Annotated in this window: 13 protein-coding genes; all 13 read left to right on the top strand. The window is 60.5% G+C overall.

What is annotated here, in order from left to right; all coding sequences use genetic code 11:
* Positions 1-22: 22 nt before the first annotated feature.
* Positions 23-1,378, top strand: coding sequence for a flagellar hook-length control protein FliK (locus tag J2Y86_RS25975; RefSeq protein WP_253438260.1), 1,356 nt, complete (start codon positions 23-25; stop codon positions 1,376-1,378).
* 232 nt (positions 1,379-1,610) lie between these two features.
* Positions 1,611-2,111 (top strand): flagellar basal body-associated protein FliL, encoded by a 501-nt coding sequence (gene fliL / locus J2Y86_RS25980; RefSeq protein ID WP_253438263.1) that lies wholly within the window; start codon positions 1,611-1,613, stop codon positions 2,109-2,111.
* A gap of 9 nt (positions 2,112-2,120) precedes the next feature.
* On the top strand, positions 2,121-3,089 hold the full coding sequence (gene fliM / locus J2Y86_RS25985) for a flagellar motor switch protein FliM (RefSeq protein WP_008024584.1): 969 nt from the start codon (positions 2,121-2,123) through the stop codon (positions 3,087-3,089).
* A 69-nt stretch (positions 3,090-3,158) separates the two neighbouring features.
* Entirely contained in the window at positions 3,159-3,617 is a 459-nt protein-coding gene (gene fliN / locus J2Y86_RS25990) for a flagellar motor switch protein FliN (RefSeq protein WP_008151080.1), read from the top strand.
* A complete protein-coding gene (gene fliO, locus J2Y86_RS25995; protein ID WP_253438266.1) occupies positions 3,618-4,055 on the top strand; it encodes a flagellar biosynthetic protein FliO in 438 nt (145 codons plus the stop codon). It begins immediately after the preceding gene.
* Positions 4,055-4,813, top strand: coding sequence for a flagellar type III secretion system pore protein FliP (gene fliP / locus J2Y86_RS26000; RefSeq protein WP_008039813.1), 759 nt, complete (start codon positions 4,055-4,057; stop codon positions 4,811-4,813). The genes fliO and fliP overlap by 1 nt, the downstream gene beginning before the upstream one ends.
* Entirely contained in the window at positions 4,810-5,079 is a 270-nt protein-coding gene (gene fliQ, locus J2Y86_RS26005) for a flagellar biosynthesis protein FliQ (RefSeq protein ID WP_253438269.1), read from the top strand. Before fliP ends, fliQ begins: the two co-directional genes overlap by 4 nt.
* Before the next feature lie 3 nt (positions 5,080-5,082).
* Positions 5,083-5,865 (top strand): flagellar biosynthetic protein FliR, encoded by a 783-nt coding sequence (gene fliR, locus J2Y86_RS26010; RefSeq protein ID WP_253438274.1) that lies wholly within the window; start codon positions 5,083-5,085, stop codon positions 5,863-5,865.
* 2 nt (positions 5,866-5,867) lie between these two features.
* On the top strand, positions 5,868-7,007 hold the full coding sequence (gene flhB / locus J2Y86_RS26015) for a flagellar biosynthesis protein FlhB (RefSeq protein WP_253438277.1): 1,140 nt from the start codon (positions 5,868-5,870) through the stop codon (positions 7,005-7,007).
* Between the two features lie 254 nt (positions 7,008-7,261).
* Complete coding sequence (flhA, locus tag J2Y86_RS26020; RefSeq protein WP_253438280.1) at positions 7,262-9,391, top strand: flagellar biosynthesis protein FlhA; 2,130 nt, start codon at positions 7,262-7,264, stop codon at positions 9,389-9,391.
* A gap of 11 nt (positions 9,392-9,402) precedes the next feature.
* On the top strand, positions 9,403-10,731 hold the full coding sequence (flhF, locus tag J2Y86_RS26025) for a flagellar biosynthesis protein FlhF (RefSeq protein WP_253438283.1): 1,329 nt from the start codon (positions 9,403-9,405) through the stop codon (positions 10,729-10,731).
* 116 nt (positions 10,732-10,847) lie between these two features.
* Entirely contained in the window at positions 10,848-11,678 is an 831-nt protein-coding gene (gene fleN / locus J2Y86_RS26030) for a flagellar synthesis regulator FleN (protein WP_008001746.1), read from the top strand.
* Positions 11,675-12,415: an RNA polymerase sigma factor FliA gene (fliA, locus tag J2Y86_RS26035; protein ID WP_007894214.1), complete on the top strand. Its 741-nt coding sequence runs from the start codon at positions 11,675-11,677 to the stop codon at positions 12,413-12,415. The genes fleN and fliA overlap by 4 nt, the downstream gene beginning before the upstream one ends.
* Positions 12,416-12,509: the final 94 nt, after the last annotated feature.

The raw sequence follows: 12,509 nt of genomic DNA on the forward strand, positions 1-12,509 counted from the left end.
CCCAGTGCAGCGGAGACCGTTCATGCCCGTTACCCCCAATATTCTTCTTCAGGCCGCCGCGCAGGCCAAGACTCAAGCCGCCTCCGCCAATACACCGGCGCTGTCCGCTGAGCCCGGGGACAAGGCGTCCAGCTTCGCTCAGGTTTACGCCACTCAGTCCCAGAACAAGCCGTCTGCGGCCACCGATGGATCGGCGAAACCAGTGCGTGATAAATCCCCGGACAGCCCCGCGAAAAAGGACGTCGGCAACGACAAGCCTGCCGCCCCGGAACCGACGGTTGCCGATAGCGGCAAATCCTTGCCCGCCGACAAACCGGCGCCGAGCGACGACAAGGCCGCCAGCGAAGATGTCGCTGAAACGCCAGTGGCCGACACCGTTCCGACCGATCCGGCCCTTGATCCATCCTTGCTGCCAGAGCTGCAACCCGTCGTGACGGCACCTGTTGCGGAGGCGCCGCCTGTGGTCGCCACTGAGCAACCTCCGGTGGCAACGCCTGTCGCTCCGACAGTGACGACAGCGCCGACTCCTGTTGTTGCATCTTCAGACAGCGATTTCGATCCCGAGGCTGATCCTCTCGATGCTCTTCCGGCTGTGCGCATGGCCATGGAGCAGGGCGGTCATATTTCGCCTGCCAGCCAGGCCCAGCCGAAAGCCGCGCCGACGCCGGCCCAGATCCAGGCCGATGGCGAACCTACCTCGGCGCAGAACTTTGCCGCGGGTATGGCGGGCATGCTCGACGTGCAGGCCGACCAGGACAGTACCAGTCAGGGTGGCGAGAAGGCGTTCAGTGGGTTGATCGAGGATGGCCTCAAGGATTTGAAGTCGGCCACCAGCGATACCCGCGTCGATGATTTCGCCAATCGTCTGGCCGCGTTGACCCAGGCTGCCACGCCGAAAACCGCCAATGCCTTGCCGGTGAATCAGCCGATAGCCATGCATCAGAGCGGCTGGACCGAAGAAGTGGTGAACCGGGTCATGTACCTGTCCAGCGTCAACCTCAAGGCGGCCGATATCCAGTTGCAGCCTGCCGAACTGGGGCGTCTCGATATTCGGGTGAACATGGTGCCGGACCAGCAGACCCAGGTGACCTTCATGAGTGCGCACCCGAGCGTTCGCGAAGCGCTGGATGGCCAGATGCATCGCTTGCGTGACATGTTCGCGCAGCAGGGCATGGGGCAGGTTGACGTCAACGTCTCTGACCAGTCTCGTGGCTCTCAGCAAGGTCAGGACCAGGCTCAACAAAGTCAGGGCGGACGCACCAATGCCAGTGGCGGTCGTCTCGACGGCATGGATGAAGAGCTCGCGCCGACGGTTGCCGAAGTGGCGGCCAGTGCGACCAGCGTCATCGGCTCCAGCGCGGTCGACTACTACGCCTGATCCAGCGCAAAACCCTTGTGGGAGCGGGCTTGCTCGCGAATACGGTTGAACATTCAGCATTGATGCTGGCTGTCACACCGCGTTCGCGAGCAAGCCCGCTCCCACATTAGGTTTGCGGTGTTTTCAAAATTTCGCTTGGTCCCATCCATTCTCCCTCCGACACTTCTGGCATAACACTTGCTCTTGCCTTGCCGTGCGACTGTGAAAACCCGAATAGTGACGGATTATTGGCATGGCGAAGAGCGAAGCAGCAGTAAAAGACCCCGCAACCAAAGGCAAAATCAAGCTGATCATTGTGATCGTGGTGGCCCTGCTGCTGGCGATCGGCTTGTCCGTGGGAGCGACCTGGTTCTTCATGCACAGCGCCCAGAGCAAGCCTGCCGCCGCGGCTGAAACCGCTCCGGTCGGCAAGCAGCCAGCGATTTTCGAGCCCATGGCTCCGGCCTTCGTGGCCAACTACAACCAGAACGGCCGTCAGCGCTACATGCAGGTGAGTATCACCATGCAGGGTCGCAACCAGGCTGATCTGGAAGCGCTCAAGGTTCACATGCCGGTGATCCGCAATAACCTGGTCATGCTGTTCTCCGGGCAGGATTTCGCGACCCTGGCGTCGCCGGTCGGTCAGGAAATGCTGCGTCAGAAGGCGACTGCCAGCGTGCAGGAAGTGGCGCAGAAAGAGCTCGGCAAAGTGGTCATCGAACAGTTGCTTTTCACTAATTTCGTACTGCAGTAGGAACACGACATGGCCGTGCAGGACCTGCTGTCCCAGGATGAAATCGATGCGCTGTTGCATGGCGTCGATGACGGTCTGGTACAGACCGATACCGCTGCCGAGCCCGGCAGCGTCAAAAGCTACGACCTGACCAGCCAGGATCGCATCGTCCGCGGACGCATGCCGACCCTGGAAATGATCAACGAGCGTTTCGCCCGCTACACCCGCATCAGCATGTTCAACATGCTGCGCCGCTCGGCGGACGTCGCCGTCGGTGGCGTGCAGGTGATGAAGTTCGGCGAATACGTGCACTCGCTGTACGTGCCGACCAGCCTCAACCTGGTCAAGATCAAACCGCTACGCGGCACCGCGCTGTTCATCCTCGACGCCAAGCTGGTGTTCAAGCTGGTGGACAACTTCTTCGGCGGCGATGGCCGTCACGCGAAGATCGAAGGGCGTGAATTCACCCCCACCGAACTGCGTGTGGTGCGCATGGTGCTGGAGCAGGCGTTCGTCGATTTGAAGGAAGCCTGGCAGGCGATCATGGAAGTGAACTTCGAGTACATCAACTCGGAAGTGAACCCGGCCATGGCCAACATCGTCGGCCCGAGCGAAGCCATTGTGGTGTCGACCTTCCACATCGAACTCGATGGCGGTGGCGGTGACCTGCACGTGACCATGCCGTACTCGATGATCGAGCCGGTGCGCGAAATGCTCGACGCCGGCTTCCAGTCGGACCTCGACGATCAGGACGAGCGCTGGGTCAATGCCCTGCGCCAGGACGTGCTGGACGTTGATGTACCGATCGGTGCCACGGTTGCCCGTCGCCAGTTGCGTCTGCGCGACATTCTGCACATGCAGCCGGGGGACATTATCCCGGTCGAGATGCCGGAAGAAATGATCATGCGCGCCAATGGCGTGCCTGCGTTCAAGGTCAAGATGGGCTCGCACAAAGGCAACCTCGCGTTGCAAGTGATCGAGCCGATCGAGCGCCGCTAAGCGGCGCTGCTCTCCATTCGCTATTAACTGACGGCAGCCCGTTGAAGGTTTGCCCGCCGAGGACACATGATGGCTAACGACATGAATACCCAGGACGACCAGGCGCTGGCCGATGAATGGGCTGCGGCCCTGGAAGAAACCGGCGACGCCGGGCAGGACGACATTGATGCCTTGCTGGCCGCCGACGCCGCCAGTTCGCCGTCCAACCGTCTGCCGATGGAAGAGTTCGGCAGCGTGCCGAAAAACAACGACCCGGTCACTCTGGACGGTCCGAACCTGGACGTGATCCTCGACATCCCGGTGTCGATTTCCATGGAAGTCGGCAGCACCGACATCAACATCCGCAACCTGCTGCAACTCAACCAGGGTTCGGTGATCGAGCTCGATCGTCTGGCCGGTGAGCCGCTGGACGTGCTGGTCAACGGCACGCTCATCGCTCACGGTGAAGTGGTGGTGGTCAACGAAAAGTTCGGCATCCGCCTGACTGACGTGATCAGCCCAAGCGAACGTATCAAGAAGCTGCGCTGAGTGAAAAAGGTTCTGGGGTTATTGCTGGCCTTGCCGTTCAGTGTTCTGGCGGCCGAGCCGGTGGCGACTGCTGCCGCGGCACCTGCTGTCGGCAGCGGCGTGGCAGGGCAGTTGACGCAGCTGGTGCTCGGTTTGCTGCTGGTGCTGGGGTTGATCTTCTTCCTCGCCTGGCTGTTGCGCCGGGTCCAGCAGGCCGGGCCGGCCGGCAAAGGGCAGGTGATCGAACTGATCGGCTCCCGCGCGCTTGGCCCGCGTGACCGTTTGATGCTGGTGCAAGTGGGCAACGAGCAGATTCTGCTCGGGTTGAGCCCCGGCACCATCACCGCCTTGCATGTGCTCAAGGAACCGGTGCAGGTGCCGGTCACCGAGAAAGCGACCCCGGAGTTTGCCCAGCGCCTGATGGAGCTGATGGGCAAGGATCAGAAGGATAAGAAGTAATGGGTGCGCTACGCATCATCTTGACGCTGGCCCTGATGCTGGCCGCGCCGCTGGCCTTCGCCGCCGACCCGTTGTCGATCCCGGCGATCACGCTGGGCACCAATGCCCAGGGCGCCCAGGAATACTCGGTCAGCCTGCAAATCCTGCTGATCATGACCGCGCTGAGTTTCATCCCGGCGTTTGTCATGCTGATGACCAGTTTCACCCGGATCATCATCGTCTTCTCGATCCTGCGCCAGGCCCTGGGCCTGCAGCAGACGCCGTCGAACCAGATCCTCACCGGCATGGCGCTGTTCCTGACGCTGTTCATCATGGCGCCGGTGTTCGACCGGGTTAACCAGGATGCCTTGCAGCCTTATCTGGCCGAAAAACTCACCGCCCAGGATGCCGTGGCCAAGGCCCAGGTGCCGATCAAGGACTTCATGCTGGCCCAGACACGCAGCAGCGATCTGGAGCTGTTCATGCGATTGTCCAAGCGCACCGACATCGCGACGCCGGACCAGGCGCCACTGACCATCCTGGTGCCGGCCTTCGTCACCTCTGAATTGAAAACCGCGTTCCAGATCGGTTTCATGATCTTCATTCCGTTCCTGATCATCGACCTGGTCGTAGCCAGTGTGTTGATGGCCATGGGTATGATGATGCTCTCGCCACTGATCATTTCCCTGCCGTTCAAAATCATGCTGTTCGTGCTGGTGGATGGTTGGGCGCTGATCATCGGCACGTTGGCCAGCAGCTTCGGCGGTGTCTCGCCATGACGCCGGAAGTCGCGGTAGACATCTTTCGCGAAGCGCTCTGGCTGACCACCATGATCGTTGCCGTGCTGGTGATTCCGAGTTTGCTGGTGGGGCTGTTGGTGGCGATGTTCCAGGCCGCCACCCAGATCAACGAACAGACCCTGAGCTTCCTGCCGCGCCTGCTGGTGATGCTGGTGACGCTGATCGTTGCTGGCCCGTGGCTGGTGCAGACCTTCATGGAATACATCCTGCAGTTGTACGGCAATATTCCTCGGGTCATTGGCTAAGCCATGTCTCTGCTGCAGCTGACCGACACCCAGATCAGTACCTGGGTCGCTTCGTTCATATTGCCGCTGTTTCGCATCGGCGCCGTCCTGATGACCATGCCGATCTTTGGCACGACCCTGGTGCCGACCCGTGTGCGATTGTATTTCGCGCTGGCAATCACCGTGGTTGTCGTGCCAGGCCTGCCACCGATGCCCCAGGTTAATGCGCTGGACCTGAGCGCACTGCTGTTGATCGCCGAACAGATCATTATCGGCGCCTTGATGGGACTCTCGCTCCAGCTGTTTTTCCAGGCGTTCGTCGTCGCCGGGCAGATCATTTCGATTCAGATGGGTATGGGGTTCGCCTCGATGGTCGACCCTACCAACGGCGTGTCGGCGGCAGTCATCGGGCAGTTCCTGACGATGCTCGTGACCCTGCTGTTTCTCGGCATGAATGGGCATCTGGTGGTGTTCGAAGTGCTGACGGAGAGTTTCACCACGATGCCCGTCGGCAGCGCGATGCTGATCAATCATTTCTGGGAACTGGCCAACAAGCTGGGTTGGGTGCTGGGCGCGGCGATGCTGCTGGTCATGCCGGCGATCACGGCGTTGTTGGTGGTGAACATTGCTTTCGGCGTGATGACGCGGGCGGCGCCGCAGTTGAACATTTTCTCCATCGGTTTCCCCCTGACCCTGGTGCTGGGCCTGGTGATTTTCTGGGTCGGTCTCGGCGACATTCTCAATCAGTATCAGCCCTTGGCCATCGAGGCCCTGCAGCTGTTACGTGACATGGCACAGGCGCGCTAGCCATGGCCGAGAGCGAGAGCGGTCAGGACAAGACAGAAGACCCCACGGAGAAACGCAAAAAGGACTCCAGGGACAAGGGCGAGATCGCCCGCTCCAAAGAGCTCAATACCCTGGCAACCATGATGGCCGGTGCCGGGGGGTTGTTGATCTATGGCGGCGGTCTGGCTATAGATCTGCTGGAAATCATGCGCATGAACTTCACCCTGCCGCGGGATGTGTTGCTTGATCCGGGGCAGATGGGGCAGTACCTGATGCATTCGGGAAAGATTGCCCTTCTGGCGATCCAGCCGATATTGCTGTTGCTGCTGCTGGCGGCGTTTCTGGGGCCGATTTCCCTGGGCGGCTGGTTGTTTGCCGGCAAGAGCCTGGCGCCCAAATTCAGCCGGATGAACCCGGCGGCGGGGCTCAAGCGGATGTTCTCCAGTACGGCTTTGATCGAACTGCTCAAGGCGCTGGCTAAATTCCTGCTGATTTTGTTTGTTGCATTGTCCGTTCTGCGCGCGGACATCGATGACTTGTTGCGCATTGCCCATGAACCGCTGGAACAGGCGATCATCCACAGCGTTCAGCTGGTGGGGTGGAGCACATTGTGGATGGCGTGCGGGCTGATCCTGATTGCGGCGGTGGATGTCCCGGTGCAGCTTTACCAGAGCCACAAGAAACTGCTGATGACCAAGCAGGAAGTGCGCGACGAGCACAAGGATCAGGAGGGGAAACCGGAGGTCAAGCAGCGGATTCGCCAGTTGCAGCGCGAGATGTCCCAGCGGCGGATGATGGCGGCGATTCCCGAGGCCGACGTGGTCATTACCAACCCGACCCACTATGCCGTGGCCCTCAAGTACGATGCGGAAAAAGGCGGTGCGCCGATGTTGGTCGCCAAGGGCAGCGACTTCCTGGCCTTGAAAATCCGTGAAATTGCCGTGGCCAATGAAGTGTTGCTGCTGGAGTCGCCGGCCCTGGCGCGTTCGATCTATTACTCCACCGAACTGGAGCAGGAAATTCCGGGCGGGCTGTACCTGGCCGTCGCCCAGGTGTTGGCCTACGTCTACCAGATCCGCCAGTACCGCGCCGGCAAGGGCAAGCGTCCTGAGCCGCTCAAGGATGATTTGCCGATTCCGCCGGATCTGCGGCGCGATTCCTGAGTATTGCGCTAGCTGTGCCGACGCCTTCGCGGGCAAGCCTCGCTCCTATCGGTTGCGCCGCTCACGAATCGCGCATGACACAAAACCTGTAGGAGCGAGGCTTGCCCGCGAAGGCGTCTGTTCGAGCAACACAAATCCCCCTCGATAAACCCCTCTGTTACAAACCTCGGCAAAAGTTGGAAGGTTTCTTGCAATAGCCGCTCTGCGCCTGCTTCGGGCGTCAAAAGTTTGCTTTAAAGGAACGGGGAAAACCGGTGGATCGCTCTCAGTTTATCAACAGTGCCCGCACAAACGTCGCCGACCTGAGTCGGGGCAATCTGGGCGTGCCGCTGTTGCTGCTGGTCATGCTCGCCATGATGATGCTGCCGGTGCCGCCGTTCCTGCTGGACGTGTTTTTCACGTTCAACATTGCGTTGTCGATTGTCGTGTTGCTGGTCTGCGTCTACGCCTTGCGGCCGCTGGATTTCGCAGTGTTCCCGACCATCCTGCTGGTGGCGACGTTGCTGCGACTGGCGTTGAACGTGGCCTCCACGCGGGTGGTGATGCTCCACGGTCAGGACGGCCACGCCGCTGCCGGTAAGGTGATCCAGGCCTTCGGTGAGGTGGTGATCGGCGGTAACTACGTGGTCGGTATCGTGGTCTTCGCGATTTTGATGATCATCAACTTCGTCGTGGTGACCAAGGGTGCCGGACGGATTTCCGAGGTGAGCGCACGCTTCACCCTCGATGCGATGCCCGGCAAGCAAATGGCGATCGACGCCGATTTGAACGCCGGCCTGATCGATCAGAACCAGGCCAAAATGCGCCGGATGGAAGTGGCCCAGGAGGCCGAGTTCTACGGTTCCATGGACGGTGCCAGCAAATTCGTACGCGGTGACGCCATCGCCGGTTTGCTGATTCTGTTCATCAACCTGATCGGCGGCATGGCGGTCGGTATCTTCCAGCACGGCATGACCTTCGGCGATGCCGGTCGGGTGTACGCCTTGTTGACCATCGGTGACGGTTTGGTGGCGCAATTGCCATCACTGCTTTTATCGACAGCTGCAGCGATCATGGTGACCCGTGCTTCCGGTTCGGAAGACATGGGCAAACAGATCAATCGCCAGATGTTCGCCTCGCCCAAGGCGCTGGCCGTGGCGGCGGGTTTGATGGCGGTCATGGGCCTGGTGCCCGGCATGCCACACTTCTCCTTCCTGAGCATGGCGGCCCTCGCGGCCGGCGGCGCCTACCTGTTCTGGAAGAAGCAGAACGTCGTCAAGGTTCAGGCCTTGCAAGAGGTCAAGCGTCAGCAGGAGCTGCTGCCATCGCCGGCGCGCGCTCAGGAAACCAAAGAGCTGGGCTGGGACGATGTGACGCCGATCGACATGATTGGCCTGGAAGTCGGCTACCGGCTGATTCCGCTGGTGGATCGCAACCAGGGTGGTCAGTTGCTGGCGCGTATCAAGGGCGTGCGCAAGAAGCTGTCCCAGGACCTGGGTTTCCTGATGCCGACTGTGCATATCCGTGACAACCTCGACCTGGCGCCAAGTGCCTATCGACTGACCCTGATGGGGGTGATCCTCGCCGAAGCGGAGATTTATCCGGATCGGGAACTGGCGATTAACCCGGGTCAGGTCTACGGTTCGCTGAATGGCATTACCGCCAAAGATCCGGCTTTCGGGCTGGAGGCGGTGTGGATTGAAATCAGTCAGCGTGCACAGGCGCAATCCCTCGGTTACACCGTGGTCGATGCCAGTACAGTAGTGGCAACCCATTTGAACCAGATTTTGTACAAGCACTCCAGTGAGCTGATTGGTCACGAAGAAGTGCAGCAGCTCATGCAATTGCTGGCCAAAAGCTCGCCGAAACTGGCCGAAGAACTGGTGCCGGGCGTGGTGTCGTTGTCGCAGCTGCTCAAGGTGCTCCAGGCGTTGCTGGCCGAACAGGTGCCCGTACGGGACATTCGCAGCATCGCCGAGGCGATCGCGAACAATGCCAGCAAGAGTCAAGATACTGCCGCGCTGGTGGCCGCGGTGCGCGTTGGCGTATCCCGCGCAATCGTCCAAAGCATTGTAGGGACTGAGTCGGAGCTACCAGTTATCACGCTAGAGCCAAGGTTGGAACAAATATTGCTCAATAGTCTTCAGAAGGCAGGACAAGGCTCGGAAGAGGGCGTTCTGCTGGAGCCAAGCATGGCTGAAAAACTGCAACGCTCGTTGATCGAGGCGGCGCAGCGTCAGGAGATGCAAGGTCAACCGGTGATTCTGCTGGTGGCCGGTCCGGTTCGCGCGATGCTCTCGCGATTTGGCCGACTGGCAGTCCCGGGTTTGCATGTGTTGGCTTACCAGGAAATTCCTGACAACAAGCAAGTGACCATCGTTGCGACAGTAGGGCCCAACGGCTGAGGTAGTGGTTTATGCAAGTTAAGCGTTTTTTCGCCGCCGATATGCGTCAGGCCATGAAACTGGTTCGTGATGAGCTGGGCGCTGATGCCGCCATCATTGGCAACCGCCGGATCGCCGGTGGTGTCGAGCTGACGGCTGCCCTCGATTACAAACTGTCGGCGCTGGCCCCGCGTGTTCCGAACATGGAACTCGAGGACGAGCTGCGCAAGACCCAGTCGCGGATCGTGACCGCCCAGGCCGAACTGAGCCTGCGCAGCGAGGGCGAGAGCGACAAGTCCACCAATCGTCAGTTGTTCGCCGGCCTGCCACTCACCGCCGCCGAACCGCTGATCGAACCGACTTACACCGAACCCCGTCGTGCAGCGCCGGCTCCTGCGCCAGCTTCCGGCGGTGTCGACCCGCGGGCTTTCGACTCGATGCGTTTCGAGCTCAACAGCTTGCGCGAACTGATGGAAGTACAACTCGGCTCCCTGGCCTGGAATCAGCTGCAAGGCAGCCGTCCGGCCCAGGCGAACCTGTGGCGTCGCCTGCAGCGCATCGGTTTGTCCGGTCCGTTGTCCCGCGATCTGCTGGAACTGATCACTGAGATTGACGAACCTCGTCAGGCCTGGCGCATGTTGCTGGCGCACCTGGCGCGGATGATCGCCACACCGGAAATCGAGCCACTGGAAGAGGGCGGCGTGATTGCCATGGTCGGTCCTGCCGGCATGGGCAAGACCACCACACTGGCCAAGCTCGCGGCCCGTTACGTGCTCAAGTACGGCGCACAGAACATCGCGCTGGTGAGCATGGACAGCTACCGCATCGGCGCTCAGGAACAACTCAAAACCCTGGGCCGGATCCTCAACGTGTCGGTAACGCACGTCGACCCGGGCCAGTCGCTGGTGCAGGCGCTGGATCCATTGCTGCGCAAGCGTGTGGTGCTGATCGATACCGCGGGCCTTCAGGCCAGCGATCCGGCACTGCGCATGCAGCTCGAAAGCCTGGCCGGGCGTGGCATCAAGTCAAAAAATTATCTGGTTCTGGCAACCACCAGCCAGAAACAGGTTCTAACGGCCGCTTATCACAGTTACAAGCGTTGCGGGCTCGCTGGCTGCATCCTGACTAAACTGGATGAAACGGCAAGTCTGGGCGAGGTGTTGAGCCTGGCAATCAGTCACGAGTTGCCGGTGGCTTACCTGACCGATGGACCGCGGATTCCGGATGATTTGCATCTGCCGCGTCGTCATCAGCTGGTCAGCCGCGCCGTGAGTGTGCAAATGCAGGAAGAACCCAGCGAAGAAGCCATGGCTGACATGTTCGCTGATATTTACCACAGCCCGACCAAGCAGGTTGGCTGAGGTATTAATGAACAGTTTTTGTACCTACATCGATGGTCTGCCATGCATTGTTCCGTTTGTGAACGCGCAGCCAGTAATGTGGCCTCCGTCTATGCAAGACAAGGTAAAGAAATAACATGGGCAGCATGCATCCCGTACAGGTGATCGCGGTGACCGGCGGCAAAGGTGGCGTCGGGAAGACTAACGTGTCAGTGAACTTGTCCCTGGCTCTAGCTGAGCTCGGCCGGCGCGTCATGCTGCTGGACGCCGATCTGGGGCTGGCGAACGTCGACGTCCTGCTGGGACTGACACCCAAACGCACCCTGGCCGACGTGATCGAAGGCCGCTGTGAGCTGCGCGACGTGTTGTTGCAGGGGCCCGGCGGCATCCGCATCGTCCCGGCGGCGTCCGGTACTCAGAGCATGGTCCATCTGAGCCCGGCGCAACACGCCGGCCTGATCCAGGCATTCAGCGATATCGGCGACAACCTCGACGTCCTGGTGATCGACACCGCTGCAGGTATTGGTGACTCGGTAGTCAGTTTCGTTCGCGCCGCGCAGGAAGTCTTGCTGGTGGTCTGCGACGAGCCGACCTCGATCACCGACGCCTACGCACTGATCAAGCTGCTGAACCGCGACTACGGCATGAACCGTTTCCGCGTCCTGGCCAACATGGCCCAGAGCCCGCAGGAAGGTCGCAACCTGTTCGCCAAGTTGACCAAGGTCACGGATCGCTTCCTCGACGTCGCCTTACAATACGTCGGTGCGGTGCCGTACGACGAAAGCGTGCGCAAGGCTGTCCAGAAGCAACGCGCGGTTTATGAAGCGTTCCCGCGTTCCAAGTGCTCGCTGGCCTTCAAGGCCATCGCACAAAAGGTCGATACCTGGCCGTTGCCCGCCAACCCGCGTGGGCATCTGGAGTTCTTCGTCGAGCGCCTCGTGCAACAAACCGCAGGACCCGTGCTATGACAGCCAGCGGCTACAACCTTTACAAGAAGTCGGCACGTGACGCGCAGTACGAGCTGATCGAGCGTTACGCGCCACTGGTCAAACGCATTGCCTACCACTTGCTGGCGCGACTGCCGGCCAGTGTCCAGGTCGAAGACCTGATCCAGGCCGGCATGATCGGCCTGCTTGAAGTATCGACCAAATACGACGCCAGCAAAGGCGCGAGTTTCGAGACGTATGCGGGCATTCGAATCCGCGGCGCGATGCTCGATGAAGTCCGCAAGGGGGACTGGGCGCCACGTTCGGTCCACCGCAATACCCGCATGGTCAGCGACGCAATTCGCTCGATTGAAGCTAAAACCGGCCGTGACGCTAAAGATCACGAAGTTGCGGCCGAACTCCAATTGAGTCTCGACGATTACTACGGGATTTTGAACGACACCCTGGGCAGCCGGTTATTCAGTTTCGACGATCTGTTGCAGGACGGCGAACACGAAGGGCTGCACGAGGATGGCGCGAGTGCTCATCTCGAGCCGTCACGCGATCTGGAAGATGAACGCTTCCAGGCGGCGCTGGCGGACGCGATTGCCAATTTGCCGGAGCGTGAGCGACTGGTGTTGGCGCTGTACTACGACGAAGAGTTGAATCTCAAGGAAATCGGTGAGGTCCTGGGGGTCAGCGAATCTCGGGTCAGCCAGTTACACAGCCAGTGCGCGGCCCGTTTGCGGGGGCGTTTGGGGGAGTGGCGAGCGCGCTGAAGGCAGTGTGGGGACACTGCGAACGTGGCTGGTGTGGTGTTGAACTGCGCCGGTCTCGATCTGTTGTGCTCCAGACAGTCATTGAGTGCTTTGC

Origin of the sequence: Pseudomonas migulae, from assembly GCF_024169315.1 — a bacterium.
In the GTDB taxonomy this organism is placed as follows: Bacteria; Pseudomonadota; Gammaproteobacteria; order Pseudomonadales; family Pseudomonadaceae; genus Aquipseudomonas; species Aquipseudomonas migulae_B.